We start from the raw sequence: 24,767 nt of genomic DNA on the forward strand, positions 1-24,767 counted from the left end.
ACCTACTCGGACGCGCGGACCAGCACGTCCTCGACGTGCCGGAGCATGTCGCCTGCCGCCGGCGCCCACGCCGTGTCGCCGTGACAGGCGATCGTCATCAGCGCCGCGGCCGGCCGGTGCTGGACTGACAGGATGTACCGCGACCCGCCGGGCCGGTCGGGCTGCTCGGTAATCCGGTCCTGCACGGCTGGATCAGTGAAGGGAATGGCCTCGGCGCCGAGTGAGCGGCTGTTCGCCGCGCTGCCCACGATGGACGCGTCGATGTAATTGAACCGGGCCGCGGCCGCGCCAGTATCAGCCAGTTCGCCCAGGACTTCGGCGCTGATCGCCGCGGCCCGCGCCGGGTCGACGTTGGCGAACCGGTGGCCATGCAGCTGGTTGCTGGCCGTGGCTGTCAGTCGCGCGGCGAGGTCACCGGTCCCCGGCACGAGGACGGGCACCGGCATGACCGCCTTGCGGACCGATGCCTGCGTGCCCGCCGACAGCCGGTTCGCGGCGAGCGAACGGATGCCGGCGCACGGCGAACCCTCGACCAGGCTGATCACCGAGCCGAACGCGGTCAGGTAGACCGCCGATACCGGCATGCCGGTGCGGGTGGCGACGGCCTGTGCGGCTCGGGCGGCGTGCGCCGAGGCGAGCCACCGGGACTGCAGCACCGGGTCCGCCGGTGCTGTCCCGCTGGTCGGGCGCCAGCCGGACAGCCCGTCGCGCAGCGCGTCCAGCTGGCGCCGCCAGTAGGCCTCGGCCCGCTCGGCGTAGGCCCGGCCCGGTTCGGACATCTCCCACTCGGCCGTTTCCAGGGGCTGCTCCGGCGCGGGCTGGCCGTCGAACGCCGGATGTCCGCTCGCGCGACGACGCAAGGCTTGCAGGAAGTCGGTGCGGAGCACCCGCATGCCCCATCCGTCGACCGCGCAGTGGTCGACGACGATGCCGATCCGCTGCACGGCGCCGGCGGCGACCTCCAGGACGAAGAGCACCGGCTGCTGCTCCCCGAGCCGGAACGCCGTGGCCGTGGCCGCTGCGATCGCCTGGTCCGTTTCCGGGCCGGCCGGCGCGACCCGCACCACTTCGCCGAGCCGCTCCGCCGTCGGGAGAACGTGCTGCTCACGCTGGCCGGGGCCGGTCGCGGGCAGGAGAGTCCGCAGCCCCTCGTGGCGATCGAGCAGGTCACCGATCGCCGCCAGCACGACACCCACCGGTGCGCCGGCGCCGTGGACCACGCTGGTGAAGTTCGTGGCATATGACCACGGCGAGTCCGCGTCGATGCCGACGTCCATGAACCACTCACGTTGCGCGCATGTCAGCGGTCCGCGTCGAGTCGAGTTCATTCGCGTTCCTGTCCACTTTCTAAGGTCTCTTGAGTGGAATATTGCAGGACGACTCTGATCATGCAACCCTGTTGCCGTGGCTGTGCACGCGGCTCCGACAACGGTTCCACGTCTCCTCGCCGACCGATCCGCCTCGGAGCCGGACCGCGAGGCCCTGGTCGTTGACGGCATCGGCTCTTTGACGTTCGGCGATTGGCAGCGGCGTGCCGCCGACCTCGCCGAACGGCTGAAGCAGCGCGGGGTCGCGCCAGGCGATCGCGTCGGCCTGCGGTTCGGTTCCGCCGAATGGCTCGACTACGCGGTCGCGTACGTGGCGGTGCAACGCCTGGGCGCGGTCGCCGTGCCGATCTCCGACGACGCGGCGCCCACCGAACTGGCGTACATGCTCGCCGATTGCGGTGCCGCCGGGCTGGTGCACGCGGGCGGCGCGCCCGACTGGCCGGGCGGATGGACCCACGCCGTCGACGACGGCGCCGGCTCGCGATCCGGCGAGGACGGGTCCACACCACACGGTCTGGCCCAGATTCTGTACACGTCCGGCACGACGGCACGGCCCAAGGGTGTCGCCGCCAGCCACGCCAACGTCACGTACTCCTCGGGCGCCCGGCACCGGCCGTTCCGTCACTCGCGCCACCTGTTGCACGCGTTCGCGATCGGCACGAACGCGGCCCAGATCATGCTGATGAACGCGCTGCTCGCCCACCCCGCAGTGGTGACGTTGCCGCAGTTCACACCGTTGCGCTTCGCGCGCGCCATCGCACGCTGGTCCGCCGGCACGGTGTTCGTGGTCCCGGCGATGGCCATGGAACTGCTCACCGTGGCCGAGGGCCATGACCTGAGCAGCGTGCGGCTGCTCGGGTCGGCCGCCGCGCCGCTGCCGGCGCCGGTCGCCGCCCGCCTCGTGGCCGCGTTCCCGAACGCGACGGTCGTCAACTACTACACCTCGACCGAGGCCGCCCCGGCGCAGACCGTCATGACGTACGACCCGCAGCGCCCGGACAGCGTGGGCCGGCCGATAGCCGGCGGTGGCGTACGCGTCCTCGACGACGACGGGCGACCCTGCGCGCCCGGCGAGATCGGCGCCGTCTGGATGCGCTCGCCGGCCCCGACTCGCACGTACTTCGGCGACGTGGCGACCAGCGCCGCCGCGTTCCAGGACGGCTGGGTCCGGATGGGCGACGTCGGCTACGTGGACGCCGACGGCTACCTGTACCTCGTCGAACGGGACGGCGATCTGGTCAAGACCGGCGCCCACCGGGTGTCGACGCTGCAGGTCGAGGCGGCCATCCACGAGCATCCGGCGGTAGCCGACGCCGCCGTCGTCGGGCTGCCGCACGAGGTGCTCGGCGTCGAACTGGCCGCCGTGATCGTGGTCAGCGGCGACGCGGCGCTGACCCCGCAGGCACTGCGGGCGTTCCTCGCCGGCCACCTCGCGCCACACGAGATCCCGTCCCGCGTCCACCTCATGGACAAGCTACCGCGCAACCGCGGCGGCAAGGTCGACAAACGATCCCTGCGAAGGAGCCTGACATGATCCAGGCATCCGCGGTTCAGCACGGCATGTGGGTCGCCGTGTCCAGCGCCGCCCCCACCGCTTATCACATGCCGCTGGTCGTCACGTTCGCCCACGATCCGGACGCCGGGCTCCTGGCCAAGTCCTGCGCGGCCGTGGTTGAACGGCATGCGCTGCTGTCCCGCGCGATCGTGGACCGCGACGGCGTCACGTACCTCACGGAGGTCTCCGCCGCCAGGCTGCGCGTGGCCTGGCCGGACGAGTCCGTCGACGAGGAGATCGCGCGACCGTTCGACCTCGCCGAGGGGCCGCTGGTCCGGTTCGCGCTGTTCGGCCGGACGCTGATCATCACGGCGCACCATCTGATCTTCGACGGATACTCCAAGGAGGTGCTGCTGCGCGACCTGGCCGCCTTCTACGCGGGTGAGATCCCGGCTGCGTTGCCCCGCACCGCCGCGGAGGAGCTTGCCGCCGACGCGGCACGGCTGGCCGGCAGCCGGACCGCGGCGGCTGAGTTCTGGTCCGGCCGGTGGGCCGAGCCGCTGCCCGTGGTCGTCGGCGACCACGTTCTCACCGGGCGCGATCACGGGGCCGGGCAGGTGCGCGCGTTCGAGCCGGCCGTACCTGACCTGCCCGGGCTGACCCGGTTCGAGACGCTGCTGGCCGCGATCCACGCGCTGCTTCGCGGGTACGGCAACCCGCGCGTCACGACCGGCGTCGACCTGTCCACCCGGGAGCCCGGTTCGGTCGGCACCATCGGCCCGTACGCGACCGAACTTCCTGTCGACTCGCAGCCCGATCCGGACTCCTCGTTCGCGCGGTTCGCCGCCGAGTTGCGAGCCGCGCTCCGCGAGATGTACCCGCACCGGTCGGTTCCGCTGGCCCGTGCGGTGCGCCGGCTGCGGCCGCACGCCGCGGTGGCGCCCGTCTCCGTCAGCTACCGCCGGGTCGGTGCCGCGCCACGATTCGACGGCGTCCCGGCGGACGTCGACTGGCTGGCCTTCGCCGGCAGCGTGCGCGGCGACCTGCAACTTCAGGCAGTCGACGACGGTACGACGGTCACCGCGAGGCTACGCTACTCAGCCGCGGCGGCGCCGGTCGCCGCACGGTTCGCCGAGGACTTGTGCGGGATGCTCACACGGGTCGCGATCGCCCCGGAGACTCGACTGCGCGACTTGTCCGCCTCGACCACATCCGCACCGCCCGTCGCGGTCGAGGCGCGAGCCTCCGCGCCGGCCTCGGCACACGGCGGTGAACTCGTCGAGCCGGTCCTGGCCATCTGGCGCGACGTGCTCGGCAACCACGCCATCGGCCCCGATGACGACCTGTTCGACCTGGGCGGCGACTCGCTGACCGCGACGCAGATCATCGCGCGGATGCGCAAGACGCTCGGCATCGACGTCGACATCGACACGTTCTTCGACTACCCGACGGTCAATGGGGTCTTAGATGCCGCCGGCGCCCGCTGACGCGCCCGACCGGCCGGCGTCCGTCGACGCGCCCGACCGGCTCGCCGCCGACCGGGCGACGATGCTGCTCATCCGGCATTTCGAGACGGCGTTGCTCGACCTTTTCGCGCGCGGCGAACTGTCCGGAACCACGCACACCTGCCTCGGCCAGGAGTACGTGCCCGTGGCCGTGAGCGGCCTGCTCGAACCGGACGACCACGTGCTGAGCAACCACCGCGGTCACGGCCACTACCTCGCGCGGTTCGACGATCCCGAGGGACTGCTGGCCGAGATCATGGGCCGGGTGGGCGCCATCTGCCACGGCGTCGGCGGAAGCCAGCACATTCATCGGCGAGGATACCTCTCGACCGGGGTACAGGGCGAGAGCCTGCCGATCGCGACCGGGCTCGCGCTACACCTGCGCCGCCACCAGCCGGGTGCGCTGGCATGCGCGTACATCGGCGACGGCACCTGGGGCGAGGGCGCCGTGTACGAGGCGCTCAACATCGCCGCGCTGTGGCGCCTGCCGCTGCTGGTCGTGGTCGAGCACAACGGCATCGCCCAGTCGACGCCGACCGAACACGCCATGGCCGGCACCATCGCCGGACGCGCCGCCGCGTTCGGTCTGGCCCATACGCTCATCAACGCGACCGACCCGGCCGAAATCCGGACGAAGCTGGCGCCGCTCGTCGCTCGGGTGCGCGACGGGGAACCGTTGATCGCGGAATTCCGCGCTCCGCGTCTCGGCCCGCACAGCAAGGGCGACGACACTCGTCCCGCCGAGCATGTCGCGGCACTGGCCGACTGGTATCCGGCGGTGGCCGCCGCCGCGCCGGATCTCGACCGCGCGCAGCGGGAACGCGTCGCCCGCGTCGTCGCCGAACTGTCGGCCCGCCCGCCTGCCGAGTGGACCGACCGATGAGGGTCGCCGAGAACATCAACGCCGCGCTGCACACGGTCCTCGCGGGCGACGAGCGGGCGTACCTCATCGGCGAGGACCTCCTCGACCCGTACGGCGGCGCGTTCAAGGTCGCGCGTGGGCTCTCCACCCGATTCCCGGACCGGGTACTGTCCACCCCGATCAGCGAGTCGGCCGTGACCGGCATCGCGGCCGGTCTGGCCCTGGCCGGCGACACCGCGATCGTCGAGTACATGTTCGCCGACTTCCTGGCGCTCGGCTTCGACCCGCTGGTCAACTTCGCCGCCAAGTCCGTCACCATGTACGGCACGCGGCTGCCGATGCGCCTGATCGTGCGCTGCCCCAGCGGCGGCGGCCGCGGCTACGGACCGACGCACAGCCAGAGTCTGACCAAGCACCTCATCGGTGTACCCAGCCTCGCCGTGTTCGAGATGTCGCCGTTCCGCGACGCGGCCGAGGTGTTCGCCGAGATGCTGGCGCTCGCGCAGCCGTGCGTGTTCGTCGAGGACAAGATCCTCTACACCCGTCGGATGCACACCGTGATCGACCCGTTCACGGTCGAGGTGCGTGGGGGCGTGGCGTACGTCGGGACCGGAGAACGGCCGGAGCTGATCCTCATCGCGCCCGGTGGCATGGCCGAGCGCGCCATGGCCGCGCTGCGCATGCTGCTGATCGAACAGGAGATCGCCGGCCTTCTGGTGGTGCCGTCCCGGCTGTACCCGGTCCACCTCGACCTGCCGCCGGTCGCGCATGTGGTGGTGGCTGAAGACGGCACCGCCGGAGGCACATGGGGCGCCGAGGTCGCGCATCACGTGCATGCGCGCCACTTCGCGGACCTGGCCGCGCCCGTGACGCTCGTCCACGCGGCCGACACCGTCATCCCCACCGCGCCGCATCTGGAGCGTCAAGTGCTCGTGAGCGCCGTGACCATCTACGACGCGCTGGTGAGGACCGTCCGTGGCTGAGATCGCGGTGCCCAAGCTCAACAACAACGACGACAGCTACCTGCTGCTTGCCTGGCTCGCCCCGGACGGCCTGGCGGTGGCGGCCGGCGCCCCGGTCGCCGAGGTGGAGACGTCGAAGGCGGTCGAAGAGCTGACCGCCGCGACGAGCGGCGTACTGCGCCACCGCGCCGCGACCGGCGACGAGATCACCCCCGGACAGGTCATCGCACTCGTCGACGATCCCGCCGTCCCGGCCGAGGTCCCGGCCTCGCGACCGGCCGACGCCTCCGGCCCGACGATCACCGCACCGGCTCGCGCCCGCATGGCCGAACTCGGCGTCACCGACGAGCGCGTTGTCGCGCTCGGCCGCCCGATCATCCGCCGGGCCGACATCGACGCCCTGGCCGGCCTCGTCGCCGCGCCCGCCGCCACATCGCCGCCCGCCGCCACATCGCCGCCCGAAGCGATGGCGTCCGCGGCGGACGAACACTCCATCAGCCTGTCTCGCAACCAGCGTGCGGTCGCGCGCACGGTGGCGCGCTCGAGCGCCACCATCCCGGCCGCCTACACCGCGATGACGATGGACGTCGGCGCCGCGCTCGACGAGGCGCCTCGACTGGCACGCGCGGTACGGCGGCCGGTCGGCCTCGCCGAACTCTTCGTCGCCGCGATCGGGTCGGTGCACGCCGACCAGCCGATGTGCTTCGCCCGGCTCGACGACGACGGCAAGACCGTGCACCTCTGCGACGCCGCGCATGTCAGCGTCACCGTCGACCTCGGCGAGGGCCTCTACCTTCCGGTGGTACGAAACGCCGATACCGCGACGATCGCCGAGATCGCCCGGACGCTCACCAGGTACCGGGTGACGGCGGCCGGCGGCACGTTCCGTCAGGGCGACCTCGACGGCGCGAACATCACGTTGACGCTCCACCAGGACGCCCACGTGAGCCTGGCCATACCGATCGTGTACCCGGGCCAGACGTGCGCGGTCGCGGTCACCGCCCCGCGTCCCGAGCTGTACCTCGACGACAACGGCCAACCGGCGACCCGGACCGTGACACAGGTCGGTCTGGCCTACGACCACCGCGTCATCAACGGCCGCGAGGCCGCCCAATTCCTGGCCGCGCTGCACCGCGCACTCAACGAAACGCTGGTGCGGACGTTGCAGCATCCGCCGCACGAGGAGCCGCGATGAGCACGCTGCGAGCCGCCCAGGAGCGGCTGTGGTTCCTGCACCAACTGGATCCAGCCGACGCGTCGTACCACCTGCCGCTCGTCATGCACCTGCGCGGACGCCTGGACCGGGCGGCGATGCGACGCGCGCTGGACGCGTTGACCAGCCGGCACGAGACACTGCGAACCCGGGTCGAGCTCTTCGACGGCACGCCCGTGCTGGCGCCGGCACCTGACGGCGTCCGGCTGGAGACCGCCGTCGCGACCGGCCTTGACGACGCCCGCGACCTGGTCGCCGCGTTCGTCACGCGGCCGTTCGACCTCACCGCCGGCCCGATGCTTCGCTCCCTGCTGATCGACGTCGGACCGGACGAGCACGTGCTCGCGCTCGCCGCCCACCACATCGCGGCCGACGGCTGGTCGCTGCAGGTGCTGCGCCGCGATCTCGACGCGCTGTACCACGCGTACGCCACCGGCGCCCCGGCTGTGCTGCCGCAGCTGCCAGAACTGCCGCCGGTGCCGGTTGACGACGCGCCGGACCTCGGATACTGGACCGAACGGCTGGCTGGCGCCCCGGTGCTGGATCTGGCGACCGACCGGCCCCGGCCTCCGGTGCGCCGCGGCCATGGCAGCTCCGTCGTCTTCGACATCCCCGTCGACCTGCTGCGCCGTCTGGAGACCGTGGCCCGAGCCGAGCGCACCACCGTGTACACCGCGCTCGTCGCGGCGTTCTCGCTGTTGCTCGGCCGGATGAGCGGCCAGAACGACATCTGCCTCGGCACTCCGGTGCTCGGCCGCGACGACCCGGATCTCGACGACCGCGTCGGCTGCTTCTCCGAGACCCTGGTGCTGCGGACGGACCTATCGGGCGATCTGACGTTCCGCGCGCTGCTGCGGGCCGTCCGCCGCGGCGTGCTCGGCGCGCTGAGCCACGCCGCCCCGTTCGAACGCGTGGTATCGGCGCTCGGCGCACCCCGCGACCGCAGCCGCACCCCGCTGTTCCAAGCCATGATCATGTACCTGCGCCAGGAGCAGGACCGGCCGCACCTCGGCGACCTCGACGTCGAGCTGCTGGACCATCCGTTCGACTTCGCCCGCACCGACGTGTCCCTCGACGTCATCCAAGGCCCAGCGGCCGCGGTCGGCGTGCTCACGGTCGATCGCGACCTGTTCGACCCCGGCACCGCACAGCGCCTGATCCGCCGCCTGCTCATCCTGCTCGACGACGCGGCCCAGCGGCCCGACACCGCGATCGGTGACCTGCGCTGGCTCGACGACGACGAACGGCGCGAGGCACTGACCGGATGGAACGACACCGGCGCGGGACAGATCACTCCCCTGGTCGCCGAGATGTTCCAAGCACAGGCCCGGTCCACGCCGGACACGGTCGCGATCACCGGCGACGGTGCCGAGCTCACCTACCGCGACCTCGACGCCGAGGTCGACCGGCTGGCCGCCCGCCTGCGCGGACGCGGACCGCTGATCGGCGTCGGGCTGTCCCGGTCCCCGGCGATGGTGGTCGCGCTGCTGGCGGTCTGGCGGGCCGGCGCCGCCTACCTGCCACTCGACCCGGCGTACCCGGCCGACCGGCTCGCGTTCGTCATCGCCGACGCGGGCATCAGCACGGTGCTCACCGAGTCCTCGTTCGCCGAGCGGTTCGGCCCGGCGTCGCTCCTGATCGACGCCGCTGACACCGCTGACACCGCTGACGAAGAACCCGTGGACGAGGCGGCGCCGATCACCGCGATCGGCCCCGACGACGCGGCCTATGTGCTGTACACCTCGGGGTCTACCGGACGCCCCAAAGGCGTGGTCGTGCCGCACGGCGCGCTCGCCGCCTTCGTCGCCGCGATGGCCGACATCACCGGACCGCAGGCGGGCCGCGCGTGGCTCGCGCTCACCTCGCTGTCGTTCGACATCTCCGGACTTGAGCTGTACCTGCCGCTCAGCCGTGGCGGCCGGGTCGTCATCGCCGATGACGCGCAGACCAGCGACGGCGCGGCGTTGCGGGCACTCATCGCCGCGAACGGCGTCACCGATGTGCAGGCCACCCCGTCCGGCTGGCGGATGCTGCTGGCCGCCGGCTTCGACCATGACGTGCCTGCCGCGCTGGTCGGCGGCGAGGCGTTGCCGGCGACGCTCGCCGCGGAACTGCGCGGCAAGGTCGGCCGGCTGACCAATGTGTACGGCCCGACCGAGACGACGATCTGGTCGACGTACTGGCCGGTGCCCGAGAGCCCGGCGGCGATCGCGATCGGCGGCCCGATCCCAGGCACACGTGTTTACGTCGTTGACGACCGGATGCGAGCGGTCCCCGCCGGGGTGCCCGGCGAACTCGTCATCGCCGGTGCCGGCGTCGCTCTGGGCTACCTACGCCGGCCGCGGCTGACCGCCGACCGCTTCGTGCCCGACCCGTGGGGTCCGGCAGGAGCCCGGATGTACCGCACCGGCGATCGCGCCCGCCAGCGGGCGGACGGCACGCTGGAATTCCTCGGCCGGCTCGACACGCAGGTCAAGGTGCGCGGCCACCGGATCGAACTGGGCGAGGTCGAGACCGTGCTCGCCGGCTGCCCGGGTGTCGCCGCCGCGGTTGCCGCGGTCCGCGATGATGCCCTCGCCGCATACGTCACAGCCCGCCCCGGCGCCGGCGTCGACCCCGCCGCGATCCGCGACGCGGCCCGCGCCAAGCTTCCGGCCTACGCCGTGCCGGCCACGGTCACGGTGCTCGACGCGCTGCCGCTCACCCCGAACGGCAAGGTGGACCGGGCCGCCCTGCCCGACCCGCGACCGTACACCGCCGCCGCGTACGTGCCGCCGCGCACCGCGGCTGAAACGCGCGTCGCCGCCGTGTTCGCCGAAGTGTTCGGCGCCACCGAGGTGGGTGTGCACGACGACTTCTTCGCTCTGGGGGGCCACTCGCTGCTGGCCGTCAAGGTCGCGGTGCGGCTGCCCGGCTTGACCGTCCGCGATCTGTTCGATCATCCGACGGTCGAGGCGCTGGCTTCGCGGATCCCGGTCGCCGGCGACGTCGATGGCGACGCGTCACTGGACGGCGCGCCTGCGCTGTCCGACGCCCAGCGCCGCCTGTGGTTCTTGCAGCGGCTGGACCCGCGCGACGCTTCGTACAACATGTTCCTGGTGCTGCGCCTGCGCGGCCGGCTGGATCGCGGCGCGCTGCGGCGAGCCCTGAACGCGCTGGCCGCCCGGCACATCGCGCTGCGTTGCGCCTACCCGGAGGTCCGGGGCGACCCGACCGTCGAGGTTGGACCCGCCACCGTGGCGTTCGAGGAGCTCGTCCTGGAATCCGAAGCGGCGGCCCGAGCCGCCGTCGCGCGCCGGACGAACGCGCCGTTCGACCTTCGCAGTGGTGTACCGGTGCGGGCCTCGCTGATCCGGATCGGCCCGGACGATCACGTCTTCTGCCTGGTCATGCACCACATCGCCGGTGACGGCTGGTCGCTCAACGTGCTGCGTGAGGACCTTGCCGCGCTCTACGCCGAGCAGCCGCTGGCGCCGCTGCCACCCGTCCCGGCGGCGAACGGCGACCCGGCGGCCGATCTCGCGTACTGGCGGGAACGGCTGGCAGATCCGACCGTTCTCGAGCTACCGACCGATCGGCCCCGTCCGGCAGAGCCCACGCACCGCGGCGCGTTTCTCGGCGCCCACCTGCCGGCCGACGTCACCGCCCGCCTCGAGGACCTGGCCGGCCGCACCCGGACAAGCCTCTTCGCCGTGCTGCTCGCGGCCTACCAGGTGCTGCTCGCCCGGCACACCGGCCAATCCGATGTCCTGGTCGGCTCGACCCTGGCGGCCCGGGACCGGGTCGAGATCGAGCGGGCCGTCGGCTACTTCGCCCGGACCGTCGTGTTGCGCAACCAGGTCGACGCGGCCGAGCCGTTCACCGATCTGCTCGGCCGGGCCCGCGAGTGCGTGCTGGACGCGCTGACCCATGCCGAGGCGCCGTTCGAACAACTCGTCGCGGATGCGGGCCGGGACTCCTCGACGCCGCCGATGTTCCAGACCATGTGCATCCTGCACACCCAGGACGAGGGCACCCCGGTCGAGCGGTTCGCCGACCTGCACTCGTCGTTCTTCGACTCCGGCTACCGCCAGGCCAAGTTCGACCTGATGCTGGAGGCGTGGCGGGCCGCCGACGGTCTGACGCTCGTCTTCGGCTACGACACCGATCTGCTCGACGCGACGACGGTCGAGCGCTGGGCGCGCCGGTTCGAGGTGTTGTGCGCCGCGATCGCCACCGATCCAACCACCGTGGTGGGCGCGCTGCCGCTGCTGAGCGCCGACGACGAGGCGCTGGTCGACTCGCTGGCCGCACCGGCGACCGGCGCGTCGACGCGGCCACTGGTGACCGGGCTGCCCCGCCTCGCGGCGCCGGACACGGTCGCGGTGCGCTGCGGCGCCGAGTCGCTGACGTACGCCGAACTCAACCGCCGAGCCGACCTGCTGGCTACCGCGCTGCGCGCATCCGGGGTCCGGGCGAGCGGCCTGCCGGCGGCCGATGCGCCTCGCGATCCGGTCGTCGCCGTCGCCGCGCACCGGGACATCGACACCATCGTCGCGCTGCTGGCGATCTGGCGCGCCGGTGGCGCGTACCTGACGATCGATCCGGAACAGCCGGCCGAGCGGATCGCAAGGCTCATCGCCGGCAGCGGACCCGTGCTGGCCGTCGGGGACGCACCATGGCCTGACGGCCTGCGAGTGCTCGCGCCGCCGGAAGCGACGCCGGAGGGCGCTCCGGTGGACCACGCGACATCGCACGGCGCCGCGTACGTGCTCTACACGTCCGGATCCACCGGCGCCCCGAAGGCCGTCGTCGTCGATCACGAAGCGCTCGCCGCCCGGGTCGACTGGATGCGCCGCGACTACCAGCTCGGCCCGGGCGACACGGTCGTGCAGTTGGCGCCGCTCGCGTTCGACACGCACGCGGAGGAGATCTGGCCCGCGCTCGGCGCCGGAGCCACGGTGCGGCTGCTCCCGGACGGCCCGCTCAGCCTGACCGACGTGCTCGCCAGTCCGGCCGGAGCCGACATCACCGTCCTCGACCTGCCCACCGCGTACTGGCACGACCTGGTCGCCCAGATCGACGCGGTCGCCTGGCCGCCCCGGCTACGGCTGGTCATCCTCGGCGGCGAGGCGGTGCACGCGGCAGCCGTGGGCCGCTGGCGAACCCGGTTCGGCGACACCGTACGGCTGGTGAACACGTACGGCCCCACCGAAGCCACGATCATCGCGACCTCGACCGACCTCGGCCCGCACGACGCGGACGGCCCGCCCGCGATCGGCGTGCCGCTGCCCGGTGTGCGCGTCGCGGTGGTCGACGCCGGCCTGCGCCCGGTGCCACCCGGCGCATACGGTGAACTGCTGCTCGGCGGCGCCGGCCTCGCCCGCGGCTACCTCGGCCGGGACGACCTCACCCGGGACCGGTTCGTCACGTGGCGCGGCGCGCGCTTCTACCGGACCGGCGACCGCGTGCGGCTGCGGGCGGACGGCCGCCTCGGCTTCGCCGGCCGGTTCGACGATCAGCTGAAGGTACGCGGGTTCCGGATCGAGCCGGCCGAGGTGGAGAACCACCTACTCGCGTGCCCGGGCGTGACCGGGGCGGCGGTGGTCGCACACGACGGAGCCCTGGTCGCGTACGTGACCGGCTCCGCGCCGGCTGACGCGCTGCGCGCCCGGCTCGCGGCCCAACTCCCCGGCCACATGGTGCCGGACCGTTGGATCGCGCTCGACTCGCTCCCCCGCACGCCCACCGGCAAGATCGACCGACGTGCCCTGCCACCGCCCGTCGCCGGCCGGCCCGGACCATCAGGTCCGTCCGAGCCGCCGCGCACCGATGCCGAGCAGCTGATCGCCGACGTCTGGGCCGAGGTCCTCGGCCTCGAACGCGTCGGAGTGGACGACGACTTCTTCGCACTCGGCGGTCACTCCCTGCTCGCCGTTCGCGTGGCCGCCCGGCTGCGCGCCATGACCGATCTCGACCTGCCCATCCGCCTGCTCTTCACGCATCGCCGGCTGGCCGACCTGGCCGCCGCGGTCGAGCAGCGGCTGCTCGCCGATCTGGCCGAACTCAGCGACGACGAGGTGGCCAGCCTGCTGGAAGCGGAGACCCGATGACCGTCGACGACGCCCGCCAGGCGCTGCTGGCCCAACGACTGCGCCGCCGCACGGCGAACCGGACCATTCCCACCCGTCCGGCCGGCACGGTGCCGCCGCTGTCGTACGCGCAGGAGCGGCTCTGGTTCATGGAGCAGTACACGCCCGGGAACCGCGCTTACCTCGTGCCAGTGGCAAGGCGTATCCGGCGCGCGATCGACGCCGACCGGCTGGCCGAGGCGCTCCGCCGCGTCGTCGCCCGCCATGAGGCGCTGAGAACCCGGTTCCCGGCACGTGACGATGGGATACCGACGCTGGTCATCGACCAGGAACCGGCCGTCGACCTGGAGGTCGTCGATGCCGCCGACGACGACGCCGCCCGAACCGCGGTCGAGGCGTTACACGCCCGCGGTTTCGACCTCGCTGCCGAACAGCCGTTGCGCGCCGCGCTGATCCGGCTCGACCCGGACAACGCGATCCTGGCCATGACCGTGCACCACATCGCCATCGACGGCTGGTCCGTGCCGCTGCTGCTGAACGAGCTGATGACCGCGTACGACGGCAGCGACCTGCCCCAGCTTCCCGTCCAGTACGGCGATTACGCGGCCTGGCAGCGCGAGCAGCCGGCGGCCGACGTCGCCCACTGGGCACGGCACCTGGCCGGAGTCGAGCCGCTGGCGCTGCCGACCGACCGGCCGCGCCCGGCCGAGCTGACCTACGACGGCGGCAGCGTCGATTTCGAGATCGACGCCGACCTCGCGGCCGGCGTCCGGGCGCTGGCCGACAATCACGGCGCCTCGCTGTACATGACGATGCTGGCCGCGTACGCCCATCTGCTCGGCCGGCACGCGCACCAGACCGACCTCACGATCGGCTCCCCGGTCGCCGGCCGCGGCGTCGCAGAACTCGAGAACGTCATCGGTTGCTTCGTCAACACGCTGGTCATGCGTATCGACCTGAGCGGCGACCCGACGTTCACCGACCTGCTGCTGCGGGTACGGGAGACCGCGCTCACCGGGTACGCCCACGCCGACACGCCCTTCGAGCGCATCGTCGCCGACCTCAACCTGCCACGCGACGTGTCCCGGTCACCCTTGTTCCAGGCGCTGCTCGCGGTGCAGAACTACGGCCGGACCGACGGACCCGCGAGCCGCGGTGACGGTCTCGACGGGTACGAGATCACGGCGTGGGCGACCCGGTTCGACCTCGAGCTGTATGTCAGCGATACCGCCGACGGCGGGCTGTGGTGCCAATTCATCTACAACACCGCGCTGTTCGACGCGGCAACCGTGCGGCGGCTGGTCAGTCACCTGACCGTGCTCCTGCGTGCGGCCGTCGCCGACCCGCTGTCGCCGGTGGCCTCGCTCGACCTGCGTGACGACGACGAACGCGAGGCTCAGGCCGCCTGGAACGCGACGGCGGCCCCGTTCGACGCCGATGCCACCCTGCCCGGCCTGTTCGCCGCGCAGGTCGCCGCTACGCCGGGCGCTCCAGCCGTGACGTTCGAGGGCACCACGTGGAGCTACGCCGAGCTGGACCGGTACGCCGAGCAGGTGGCCGCCGCGCTGCGGTCAGTGGCCGCCGGACCGGGTACGCGGATCGGCGTGTGCGCGCCTCGTTCGCTCCAACTGCCCGGCGCGCTGCTCGGCGTGCTGCGCACCGGAGCCGCGTACGTACCGCTCGACCCGGAGTACCCGGTCGAGCGGCTGGCGTTCATGGCGGCCGACGCCGGCCTGCGTGCCGTTCTGGTACTCGACCCGCCGGCCGAGCTCGACGACGCGTTCGCCACCTGTCCGGTGATCCAGCTCGACGCTCTGGCGCGGAGCGAGCCCGTCGCGGGCGACCGGCTCGACGCGGTTGATCCGCAGCCCAGCACCGCGACCGCCGCCGACACCGCCTACGTCATCTACACCTCCGGCTCGACCGGACGGCCCAAGGGCGTGCCCAACGGCCATCGCGGCGTTATCAACCGGCTCACCTGGATGCAGGAACGATTCCGGCTCACCTCCGACGACGTGGTCCTGCAGAAGACCCCGGCCGGTTTCGACGTGTCGGTCTGGGAGTTCTTCTGGCCGCTGATCATCGGCGCGCGCCTGGTGCTGGCGAGCCCCGGCGGTCACAAGGACGCGTCGTACCTGCGGGCTCTGATCGACCGCGAAGGCGTCACCATCGTCCACTTCGTGCCGTCGATGCTTGCCGCCTTCCTGGCGGAGGAGACAACGCTCGGCGGCGCGACACTGCGCGCCATCGTCTGCTCCGGTGAGGAGCTGCCGGCCGACCTTGCCCGCCGCTGCCTGGCGGAGCTACCCGCCGAGCTGCACAACCTGTACGGCCCGACCGAGGCCGCCATCGATGTCAGCGCCTGGGCCGTCACCGCTGAAGCGCTCAGTGACGCCCACCGGGTACCGATCGGCGCCCCGGTCGCCAACACCACGCTGCACGTGCTCGACGACCGGCTCCGGCCGCAGCCCGTCGGTGTGCCCGGCGAACTGCACATCGGCGGCGTCCAGGTGGCCGAGGGTTACCTGGGCCGCCCCAGGCTGACCGCCGAACGCTTCGTTCCCGACCCGGGTGGCCGGCCCGGCGCTCGGTTGTACCGCACCGGCGACCTGGCCCGCTGGCGGCCGGACGGCACGCTTGAGTTCCTCGGCCGCATCGACGGCCAGGTCAAGCTGCGCGGCCTGCGCATCGAACTGGGCGAGATCGAGGCGGTGCTGCGCGAGCAGGCGGGCGTACGCGACGCCGCCGTCATCGTTCGCGAGGACCGGCCCGGCGACCAGCGGCTCGTCGCGTACGTGGTCGGCGCCGCACCGGATCGCGCCGCACTGAAGCGTCTGCTGCCCGACTACATGGTCCCGGCCGCGTTCGTCGAGCTGGAGGTGCTGCCGCTTTCGGCGAACGGCAAGCTGGACCGGCGCGCGCTGCCGGCTCCGGTCCGCGCGGCGAGCGGTGGCGCCACGCCGGCCACCGCGACCGAAAGACTCGTCGCCGAGGTCTGGACGGCCGTGCTCGATCTGCCGTCGGTCGGCGCCGACGACGACTTCTTCGACCTCGGCGGCCACTCGCTGCTGGCGATGCAAGTGGTGGCGCGGCTGCGCAAGCTCGGGGCGACGGTCGGTGTCATCGACGTGTTCCAGAACCCGACGGTGCGGGAACTCGCCGACCTGATCGACCGGCCGGCCGACGGTCCACGGGCGCTGATCCACCGGCTCACGCCGAAGCGGCCACGGGCCGACATCTCGCTGGTGTGTGTGCCGTTCGGCGGCGGCAGCGCCGTGGTGTACCAGCCGCTGGCCGACGCGCTGCCGGAACGCTACGAGTTGTGGTCGCTCGCCATACCCGGCCACGACGTCGGCGTCATCGAGGACCGGCTCGACTTCGACGCACTCATCGACCGCTGCGTCGCCGAGATCATCGAGAAGGTCGCCGGACCGATCAGCCTGTACGGCCACTGCGGCGTCGGGTCGGCGCTCGCCGTCGCGCTGGCCAGGCGGCTCGAAGCGGCCGGCCGCGACGTGCGCACCGTCTACATCGGCGCGATGTTCCCGTTCGCCGAACCGCGCGGTCGCCTGGCCCGGACGCTGTCCAGGCTCGCGCAGATGGAGGGTCTGCGCGGCGACCGGATCTACCAGAACTGGCTGACCTCGATCGGCTCCGACATCGGCGACCTCGACCCGGCGGAGGCGCGCCGGATCGTTCGCAACATGCGCCGCGACTCCGTCGATGCCGAGCGGTACTACACCGAGATGTACGCGACCCGTCCCGAGCGTCTGCGCGCCTCGTTCGTCACCATCGTCGGCACTCGCGACCCGGCCACCGAGTTTTACGAGGAACGGTTCCGCGAGTGGCATTTCCTGTCCGATCACAGCGCCGTCGTGGTGCTGCGAGAGGCCGGCCACTTCTTCCTGAAGTACCGGGCCGCCGAGATCGCCGAGATCATCGACACGCCCATGTTCGAACCGGAGGCGCCCGCCGACGAGCCGGATCGCACCTGGTTCCGGCACGCCGTGTCGCACGGCCGTCAGGTCACCACCGGCCCGCAGCCGAGTCTGCGCCGGTTCGCGGCCGTCTCCGCCGGCCAGTTGGCATCGATGTTCGGGTCCGCGCTCACCGAGTTCGCGATCCCGGTCTGGATCTACATGACCACCGGGTCGGTCAAGCAGTTCGCGTTGTTCGCGGTGCTCGGCCTGGTGCCGGGTCTGATCACGTTGCCGATCGCCGGGGCGCTCGTCGACCGCTACGACCGGCGCCGCATCGTGCTCGCCGGCGACCTGGCCGCCGGCGGGGTCCAGGCGGTGCTCGCCGCGCTGCTCTGGACCGGGCATCTGAGCGTGACCGCCCTCTATCCGGCCACGGTCGCCCTGTCGGTCGCGCTGTCGTTCCAGCGCATCGCATACACCTCCGCGATCCCCCAGCTGGTGCCGAAGCGACTGCTCGGCCACGCGGCCGGCATCGGTCAACTCGGGGCCGGCCTGGCCCAGCTGATCGCCCCGCTGCTGGGCGCCGGGCTGCTCGCCGCGATCGGGCTGCGCGGCATCCTCACGCTCGACGTGGCGAGCTACGTCATCGCGGTGATCATCATTCTGGCGGTGCGGTTCCCCGCTACCATGCCGTGGCGCCGCCACGAGACGCTGCGCGCGGAGATTGTGGGCGGCTTCCGGTACGTCTGGGGCAACCGAAACTTCCGTCGCATGCTGCTCTGGTTCGCCGTCCTGAACCTGCCGTTATCCGCGATCTTCCTGATGATCTCGCCGCTGGTCCTGTCGTTCGGCACCCTGCGTCAGGTCGGCCAGGTGTCGTTCATGTCCGCGCTCGGCGTGTTCGCAGGCGGCTTGGTGATGGCCGCCTGGGGCGGCCCGCGGCACCGGCGGATGCTCGGCGTCCTCGTCGCGACGCTCGGCCTGGCCTCGTGCGCGCTCGTCACCGGCCTGCGAGAGAACCTGGTCCTGATCGGCGCCGGCGCGCTCGGCCTCGCGCTGGCCCTGACGCTGCTCAACGGCGTGTACACCACGATCATCCAGGTCAAGGTGCCGCAGCGGCTGCACGGGCGCGTGTTCTCCCTGAACACGATGATCGCGTGGTCGACGATGCCGATCGGGTTTGGCATCATCGCACCCTTCGGCGCCGAACTGTTCCGGCCGCTGCTGCGCGACGGCGGTCCGCTGGCCGGCAGCATCGGCCGGGTGCTCGGCACAGGCCCGCAGCGCGGGCTCGGCCTCATGTTCGTCGTGTTCGCGATAGCCATCGCCGCCATCGCCGCGGTCGGGCTGCGCGTGCTGCGCCGCTTCGACGACGAGGTGCCCGACGCCCTCGCCGACGACCTGGTCGGCCTGGCCGCGCTGGACACGCCGGCCACCGACATCCAACACGCCCTGGACGCGGCGGCGCGGGCCGCCGCCCGTCTCCCAGACTGAGGAGTACCTCGTGGACTACCGCGTCGTGATGAACGCCGACGAACAATACTCGGTCTGGGCTGTGGCCGACGACCTGCCGGCCGGCTGGGTCGCCGAGGGCCACAGCGGCAGCCGGGACGAGTGCCTCGAGCACATCGAGCGGGTCTGGACCGATCAGACTCCAGCCCGCACCCGAATCCGCGCCTGGCTGGCCGGCGCCACCTCACGGGTGAGCGACGGCCGGCTCACACCGGGCGACGTCACCACCGCCGGCTGCTCGTTCGTCGCCATGGGCGTGTCATCGCTGGCGATCGTCCGCCTGGTCGACGCCATCGACATGGAGTACGACGTGGCGGTCGACTTCACCCAGCAAGCACTGGAAAACCTGGACAACCTGACCGACTTCATCGCAACCGAACGACTCCGCCGCCGAACACGCCCCTCATCGCGTGGACCAGCAGCGTGACCGATGCCTCGGCCTTGACGTTCTCACGCGCCGCGCTTGGAGTACGTGTCACGCACCCCCGTGGCACGCGGAGAGCAGCGCGGGCATGAGGGCGCGCAGCCGGTCGGCCGCCGTTGCCTGGTCCGTGGCCAGCACCCGGACTGCGCAGGCGATCTGCCCGGCGCCGAGGATTGTCACGCAGCGGGCGTTGCCGGGCCCATTCGCCGGGGCCTCGCAGAAGCCAAAGTTCTCGCCGCCCCCGGCCGCCGGGCCGAGGTCGAGCAGGGCGCCGACCGCGACCGAACCTGCGCCGAACGGCGAGTCGTAAGTGTGGCAGGTCAGCGCGGCACGGGCCTGCCGGATCGCGTCCGCCGCGATCGGCCGGTCGTAGGCCAGCACCACTTGGTCCAGCGCTGGCAGGCCGCCCGGGCCCTGCCAGCCGGCGGTCTGCTCGGCCACGATCCGCTCGTCGCTGGCCAGCTTCGCGCCGCAGGCCTGCAGCAGCCGGTGGCCGACGACGTTCACGCCGCGGTCACCGAGCGGCTCGGCCGCCCAGTCGTGCGCCGACGGGTCGGCGAGCAGCGCCTCCGACACGGCGGCGTCCAGCGCGACCTGGCTGCTGCGGTCCACCGGCGGCCCGGCCGGGGCGGACCCGCCGCCCCGGTCGCAGCCGGTGAGGGCCAGGGCGGCGAGAACGAGCCCCGCCGCCAGTCGCATCGCGTTGCCCACGACGACTCCGCCCCTATTCCGAGGTTGTGCGGATGTAGGTCGGCACCGACGCCTTCGTCGTGGTGGGCATGCTGCCCACGGTCCAGGTGACGGTGCGGGTGGTCGTGCCATGGGTATTGAAGCCGTGCGCCCAGCCGAGGGCAGCGAACCGGCCGTTCACATCGTCGGGTGTGCCGGTCGCGATATCCGAGGCGCCACGGTTGAAGTTGTAGCGGTCCTCGGCGTGGGCCGTGAAGGTCATCGTGGCCACTCCGTTGTCCACTGTGACCTTGGCGCTGCCCCACAGGTCGTACGAGCCGAGCGCCTTCTGCCAGCTCGCGGTGGCCGGGTTGTAGCCGATGTTGTGGTTGTCGCCGGTCATCTCGAACGCCGACGTGCCCGAGGTCTGGAAGAGCTCTTCCGCGGCCCGCTGCGCCCGGTAGGTCTCGGCGTCGATGTCGTCGCGGATGGATTCATCCTCGGCGTACGCCTTGCTCAGGTCGTAGTCCACGTCCTCGCCATTGTCGTGCAGGTAGTGATCGTAGAAAGCGGCGCTGATCTCGGAGCAGCCCAGTGGCCCGTCACTGCCTACGAACGGCCCGACCGCCGCGCACACGCCGGCCTTGGTGTTCCACTTGAGGTGGGCCCAGCGGTCATGCCACGTCTCCCGCACGCTCGGATCGTAGACGAAACTGTCGTCCTGCGGCCCGTGGTGCGTCGGGTTCTTCGGGGAGCCGATGCAGTACCCGCCGCCGCCGGCCCGCACCCGAATCCGCGCCTGGCTGGCCGGTGCCACCTCGCGGGTGAGCGACGGCCGGCTCACACCGGGCGACGTCGCCACGGCCGGCTGCTCGTTCGTCGCCATGGGCGTGTCATCGCTGGCGATCGTCCGCCTGGTCGATGCCATCGACATGGAGTACGACGTGGCGGTCGACTTCACCCAGCAAGCACTGGAGAACCTGGACAACCTGACCGACTTCATCGCGACCGAGCGGCTCCGCCGCCGAGGGGGTAGCTGACCCGATCCGGGTCCGCCCAGCTAATCGGGTGGCCACTGTCTGAGGGGCCAGCGGTGATGGCGCTGATCGGCGCGGCCGGGGTGCACGTGATGCTGCGGCCGCGGACCCGCCCGGCGTTGCTGGTCATGGGCGGAGCGCTCGGCGCACTGTTCGCCGCGTCGGCGGGCGTCTTCGCGCTCGCCCTGTCCAACATGTAGGCGGGCCCGCTCACGCCGGCGTGGGCCTACACCGCCACCCCTGGGCTCACGACGACGGCGACACGGAAGGATCGATCTCATACGCCTCCACATCCCACGACGTGATGGCGCCCACCCTATCGACGACCATGGGGAAGGGCCCAGGACCTACGGCCTCCGAGTCGGAGGCAAACACCGTGGGTATGTATTGCCATCCTCCATCGCAGGCGAGTCGACCGTCGTCGTCGAATAGCTTCAAGCGTATGCGCACCGCGAGTTCGCCGGAGCCCGAACACCGTCCTCGAACTCTGATCGACCTCCCTCCAGGGACGGCGACCTCGACATGCGCGGCACCGTACATCGTCGAACTCCACGAACCTATCTGTCGACCACCGTAGGGAAAGCTGCTCGAGTTCGGCGTTGATCGGGTGGCCGGCGCCGATCCGGTGGCCGACGCTGATCGGGTCGCCGACGCTGATCCGGTGGCCGGCGTCGAGGGCCTCGTCGGGCCGGCACAAGCAGCCAGCCCGACGAGCACAACAAGACCCGCCAGCACCGTTGACACGAAGAACCGCGGCACAATGCCTACCCGAGATGTTTGAGGACGGAGACCGCGAGGTCGCTCGGCCCCGTTCCACCGGTCGGGACCGCACCCGGCTTGACGGGCACGACAGCGGGGCCAAGGAACTGCATGTTCATACGCATTTTGTTATAAGATACAGGGTTCCCATAGGGGTCTTTCCCGGAATAGTTGACCAGCTCCCATTTCACCGCAACCTTCGGTACGACGATCATCTCCTGGCCCGGTTCAGTGTGATACGTACGGATAAGGGTACGCTCAGTGCCTGTCGACTTGGTGAAGGTGTAAGAGAAGGACTCCTCGGCGCTCGCGCTGAAGCTGCCCGAAACAATGCCAGAGGAGGCGCTGACTTCCGCGGTTAGCGAGCGCGCGTTCGCCAACGAGTCTGACCACTCCGTGGTCTCGGACACCGTCACGGATGTCTCAAAGTCTTCTGCGACATAAGGATTACCGAACGGCGCCGACAGCGGTACGTCCTCGAGGGCGAACTGTTGTTCTCCACCAGTCGCGACAACCGTCTCTTGGAGATAAGGATTCCCTTCGAGGTAAGGCACGACGAAGTGATTACGGTCTGCGATGCGGGCCTTGGCGGCGCGACGCCTGGCGCATGCGGAGTCGCAATGTGCCTTGATGTCGTTGTCAATCTTGTCCTGCTGCGCTTTCACCTCTGCCGCATGCGTTCTTCCCTCCAGTTGCACCGCTGCCCAGTTCTTGAGGCAGTCGCCGGTGCAGTCCGGTCGCCGCCCGGACGGGTCGGACAGGGTGACGGGTGAGTTGCTGGAGTACGCGTAGCCGTTCATGCTCGACGGGTCCGTCGGGGCGAAGACCGGGTCGACGGAGACGAAGCGGCCCGTCCCGGGGTCGTACTCGCGGGCGCCGACGTGGGTCAGGCCGGTGGCGTCGCGGTCACCGCTGACGAAGCCCTTGCTGTTCGGCCAGGCGGGCGTGCCGCCGCGCGGCGTGCCGTAGGGGTTCTGCCGGCGGATGGTGACGGTCTGGATGCCGGCGGTGATGGCGATGTTCTGCGTGTTTTGGTGGTCGGCGATGAGCCAGGTGACGGCGCCGCCGGTGGTCATCGTGGCCACGGTCTGGCCGGCCCAGGTGTAGTAGCGGGTGGCGGTGACCGCGCCGGTCGCCTTGGCCCGCTTGAGCTCCATGCTGGGAAGGTACAGGGTGGTGGCGGCCGGGTCGTCGGCGACGAGGCGGGTTCCGTCGACCGCGTAGATGTACCTGCTCGTGCCGGAGCTGTCCGTCGCGGTGGCGAGGTGGCCCTCGGCGTCCCAGGTCAGCGCCTGGCTGCCGGTCCCGGCCGGGCAGGTATTGGCGCCGCCGCTGGCCGGGCGGCAGGTGGTGTTGCCGGTGTTGTCGTACTGGTAGTTGAGGGTGGTTGACCCGGCCGTGGTCGAGGTGACCGCGTGCGGCCGGGTGCCGCCGGCGACCGGGTAGTTGTAGTTAGTGGTCGTCGTGGCAGCGGCAGTGTGCACCGTCTCGGTCTTGCGGTCGCCGGCGCTGTCGAACGTCCAGGACTGCCAGTACGGCGCGGGGCCTCCGAGCGCGGACACTGAGGAGTACCTCGTGGACTACCGCGTCGTGATGAACGCCGACGAACAATACTCGGTCTGGGCTGTGGCCGACGACCTGCCGGCCGGCTGGGTCGCCGAGGGCCACAGCGGCAGCCGGGACGAGTGCCTCGAGCACATCGAGCGGGTCTGGACCGATCAGACTCCAGCCCGCACCCGAATCCGCGCCTGGCTGGCCGGCGCCACCTCACGGGTGAGCGACGGCCGGCTCACACCGGGCGACGTCACCACCGCCGACTGCTCGTTCATCGCCATGGGCGTGTCATCGCTGGCGATCGTCCGCCTGGTCGACGCCATCGACATGGAGTACGACGTGGCGGTCGACTTCTCCCAGCAGGCACTGGACAACCTGGACAACCTGACCGACTTCATCGCGACCGAACGACTCCGCCGCCGAGGGGGTCACTGAACCGGTCAGGGTCTGCCTGGGCCTGCGCCGTCAACTACCAGCAGAGGTGACGGGGATGAACTCATACACGGCCTTGTCGCCGTCGAAGCGTTGCACGAAAAGTGTCCGATCGTCCGGGGAGAGGCTGAGGCGGTAGTACGCGCCGCTGCGCACCTGCTCCACGCGGCCGGACCGGATGTCGATCCGCGAGATGCCTTCCGTGCTGGTCGCGAACAGCGTGCCGCCGTCCGACGAGGCGACCGCCCAGACCGGGCGCTTCCTGCCGACGAGGTCGTCGCGGATCACGCGGGTTCGGCCGCTCTCCATGTCATGGGCCAGGATCCTGTAGTGCGACCGATCGCCGTCGCTGGCGGAGACCGCCGTGTGCAGCAGTTGCTGCTGCCCGTCGACGGTGACCAGCACCAAGGCGCTCACACCGTTGCCGTGCACGCAGACCGGCCCAAGGTCTACCGGCTCGCTGGTGTAGTCGTGACCGTCCCACCGTAGCCGTTGCACCGTACACGCGTCGGCCTGGAATCCTGTCGTCATCGTCGGCTCGAAGGCGATCAGCGGGCGGTCGGCGATCGCCCCGGACCGCTTCTCGAACTGCTGGCTCGCCGTGTCGTATACGAATAGCGTGGGCGTTCCGCATGACAGCACGATGGCGAACCGGTGGTCGTCGACGCGGGCGATCGCGCCGACGTTCAGGTCGATCCAGCACCCGCGCGGCACTCGCATCTTGTCCGTGTGCAGCTTGCGGTCGGTCCGCAGCAGCTGCCCGGACTCGTTCGCCTGGTGCTGCGCGACGGAATAGACGTGATCGTCACCGAGCCAGACGAACCCCATCGCGCCCGGCTGCGGCGGCGCCTGCCCGCACGCCGCCGCGCCGGACAGCAGGAGCGTGAGCACGCCGAGCAGCCGGGGAGCACCACTGCGGAAGATTTTCACTAGGGCCTGTCTGATGGATCATGGTTGACGGCGGTCGGGTTTCGCGCGGAGCCAGATGATGATCGAGGCGATCCCGACCGTTGCCTCGTAACGG

Annotated in this window: 14 protein-coding genes and 2 pseudogenes; 11 read left to right on the forward strand and 5 right to left on the reverse strand. The window is 71.4% G+C overall.

The window, feature by feature from the left end; translation table 11 throughout:
• Positions 1 to 2: 2 nt before the first annotated feature.
• Positions 3 to 1,499, reverse strand: coding sequence for a condensation domain-containing protein (locus tag AB0367_RS33335; RefSeq protein WP_366230469.1), 1,497 nt, complete (start codon positions 1,497 to 1,499; stop codon positions 3 to 5).
• Here AB0367_RS33335 and AB0367_RS33340 point away from each other — a divergent pair.
• The 8 genes and pseudogenes from AB0367_RS33340 to AB0367_RS33375 form a co-directional block, all read left to right on the forward strand.
• Positions 1,405 to 2,862 carry a class I adenylate-forming enzyme family protein gene (locus AB0367_RS33340; RefSeq protein WP_366230470.1) on the forward strand — a complete coding sequence of 486 codons (1,458 nt, stop codon included), beginning with the start codon at positions 1,405 to 1,407 and terminating at the stop codon, positions 2,860 to 2,862. The genes AB0367_RS33335 and AB0367_RS33340 overlap by 95 nt on opposite strands.
• Complete coding sequence (locus AB0367_RS33345; RefSeq protein WP_366230471.1) at positions 2,859 to 4,310, forward strand: condensation domain-containing protein; 1,452 nt, start codon at positions 2,859 to 2,861, stop codon at positions 4,308 to 4,310. The genes AB0367_RS33340 and AB0367_RS33345 overlap by 4 nt, the downstream gene beginning before the upstream one ends.
• Positions 4,291 to 5,211, forward strand: a complete 921-nt coding sequence (locus AB0367_RS33350) for a thiamine pyrophosphate-dependent dehydrogenase E1 component subunit alpha (protein ID WP_366230472.1) — start codon at positions 4,291 to 4,293, stop codon at positions 5,209 to 5,211. The genes AB0367_RS33345 and AB0367_RS33350 overlap by 20 nt, the downstream gene beginning before the upstream one ends.
• Positions 5,208 to 6,173 carry a transketolase C-terminal domain-containing protein gene (locus tag AB0367_RS33355; protein WP_366230473.1) on the forward strand — a complete coding sequence of 322 codons (966 nt, stop codon included), beginning with the start codon at positions 5,208 to 5,210 and terminating at the stop codon, positions 6,171 to 6,173. Before AB0367_RS33350 ends, AB0367_RS33355 begins: the two co-directional genes overlap by 4 nt.
• Positions 6,166 to 7,347: a 2-oxo acid dehydrogenase subunit E2 gene (locus AB0367_RS33360; RefSeq protein ID WP_366230474.1), complete on the forward strand. Its 1,182-nt coding sequence runs from the start codon at positions 6,166 to 6,168 to the stop codon at positions 7,345 to 7,347. The genes AB0367_RS33355 and AB0367_RS33360 overlap by 8 nt, the downstream gene beginning before the upstream one ends.
• Positions 7,344 to 13,457, forward strand: a complete 6,114-nt coding sequence (locus tag AB0367_RS33365) for an amino acid adenylation domain-containing protein (protein WP_366230475.1) — start codon at positions 7,344 to 7,346, stop codon at positions 13,455 to 13,457. Before AB0367_RS33360 ends, AB0367_RS33365 begins: the two co-directional genes overlap by 4 nt.
• Positions 13,454 to 18,850, forward strand: coding sequence for an amino acid adenylation domain-containing protein (locus tag AB0367_RS33370; protein WP_366230476.1), 5,397 nt, complete (start codon positions 13,454 to 13,456; stop codon positions 18,848 to 18,850). Before AB0367_RS33365 ends, AB0367_RS33370 begins: the two co-directional genes overlap by 4 nt.
• 10 nt (positions 18,851 to 18,860) lie before the next feature.
• A pseudogene (locus AB0367_RS33375) lies at positions 18,861 to 19,004 on the forward strand (MbtH family NRPS accessory protein); the annotation flags it as partial.
• Between the two features lie 339 nt (positions 19,005 to 19,343).
• Here the strand turns inward: AB0367_RS33375 and AB0367_RS33380 are convergent.
• Positions 19,344 to 20,003 (reverse strand): hypothetical protein, encoded by a 660-nt coding sequence (locus AB0367_RS33380; protein WP_366230477.1) that lies wholly within the window; start codon positions 20,001 to 20,003, stop codon positions 19,344 to 19,346.
• 13 nt (positions 20,004 to 20,016) lie between these two features.
• Entirely contained in the window at positions 20,017 to 20,847 is an 831-nt protein-coding gene (locus tag AB0367_RS33385; RefSeq protein ID WP_366230478.1) for a hypothetical protein, read from the reverse strand.
• Between AB0367_RS33385 and AB0367_RS33390 the strand changes: the two genes are divergently transcribed.
• Both AB0367_RS33390 and AB0367_RS33395 read left to right on the forward strand, forming a co-directional pair.
• Entirely contained in the window at positions 20,846 to 21,001 is a 156-nt protein-coding gene (locus AB0367_RS33390; protein WP_366230479.1) for a hypothetical protein, read from the forward strand. The genes AB0367_RS33385 and AB0367_RS33390 overlap by 2 nt on opposite strands.
• A 53-nt stretch (positions 21,002 to 21,054) precedes the next feature.
• Positions 21,055 to 21,198: a hypothetical protein gene (locus tag AB0367_RS33395; RefSeq protein WP_366230480.1), complete on the forward strand. Its 144-nt coding sequence runs from the start codon at positions 21,055 to 21,057 to the stop codon at positions 21,196 to 21,198.
• 564 nt (positions 21,199 to 21,762) lie between these two features.
• On the opposite strand, the gene AB0367_RS33400 is transcribed toward AB0367_RS33395, so the two are convergent.
• Positions 21,763 to 23,319 carry an RHS repeat-associated core domain-containing protein gene (locus AB0367_RS33400; RefSeq protein WP_366230481.1) on the reverse strand — a complete coding sequence of 519 codons (1,557 nt, stop codon included), beginning with the start codon at positions 23,317 to 23,319 and terminating at the stop codon, positions 21,763 to 21,765.
• Positions 23,320 to 23,332: 13 nt separating this feature from the next.
• Here AB0367_RS33400 and AB0367_RS33405 point away from each other — a divergent pair.
• Positions 23,333 to 23,476 (forward strand): annotated as a pseudogene (locus AB0367_RS33405) (MbtH family NRPS accessory protein); the annotation flags it as partial.
• Positions 23,477 to 23,776: 300 nt separating this feature from the next.
• Here AB0367_RS33405 and AB0367_RS33410 read toward each other — a convergent pair.
• Complete coding sequence (locus tag AB0367_RS33410) at positions 23,777 to 24,673, reverse strand: hypothetical protein (RefSeq protein WP_366230482.1); 897 nt, start codon at positions 24,671 to 24,673, stop codon at positions 23,777 to 23,779.
• Between the last annotated feature and the right edge of the window lie 94 nt (positions 24,674 to 24,767).

Source organism: Dactylosporangium sp. NPDC051484 (assembly GCF_040689395.1).
Taxonomy (GTDB): Bacteria; Actinomycetota; Actinomycetes; order Mycobacteriales; family Micromonosporaceae; genus Dactylosporangium.

What these genes read in the sequence shown, in the direction of transcription:
- AB0367_RS33370 (WP_366230476.1), top strand. Translation starts at nt 13,454, where the DNA reads ATGACCGTCGACGACGCCCGCCAGGCGCTGCTGGCCCAACGACTGCGC.
- AB0367_RS33355 (WP_366230473.1), top strand. Translation starts at nt 5,208, where the DNA reads ATGAGGGTCGCCGAGAACATCAACGCCGCGCTGCACACGGTCCTCGCG.
- AB0367_RS33365 (WP_366230475.1), top strand. Translation starts at nt 7,344, where the DNA reads ATGAGCACGCTGCGAGCCGCCCAGGAGCGGCTGTGGTTCCTGCACCAA.
- AB0367_RS33350 (WP_366230472.1), top strand. Translation starts at nt 4,291, where the DNA reads ATGCCGCCGGCGCCCGCTGACGCGCCCGACCGGCCGGCGTCCGTCGAC.
- AB0367_RS33385 (WP_366230478.1), bottom strand. Translation starts at nt 20,847, where the DNA reads ATGGCGACGAACGAGCAGCCGGCCGTGGCGACGTCGCCCGGTGTGAGC.
- AB0367_RS33390 (WP_366230479.1), top strand. Translation starts at nt 20,846, where the DNA reads ATGGGCGTGTCATCGCTGGCGATCGTCCGCCTGGTCGATGCCATCGAC.
- AB0367_RS33335 (WP_366230469.1), bottom strand. Translation starts at nt 1,499, where the DNA reads ATGCCGTCAACGACCAGGGCCTCGCGGTCCGGCTCCGAGGCGGATCGG.
- AB0367_RS33345 (WP_366230471.1), top strand. Translation starts at nt 2,859, where the DNA reads ATGATCCAGGCATCCGCGGTTCAGCACGGCATGTGGGTCGCCGTGTCC.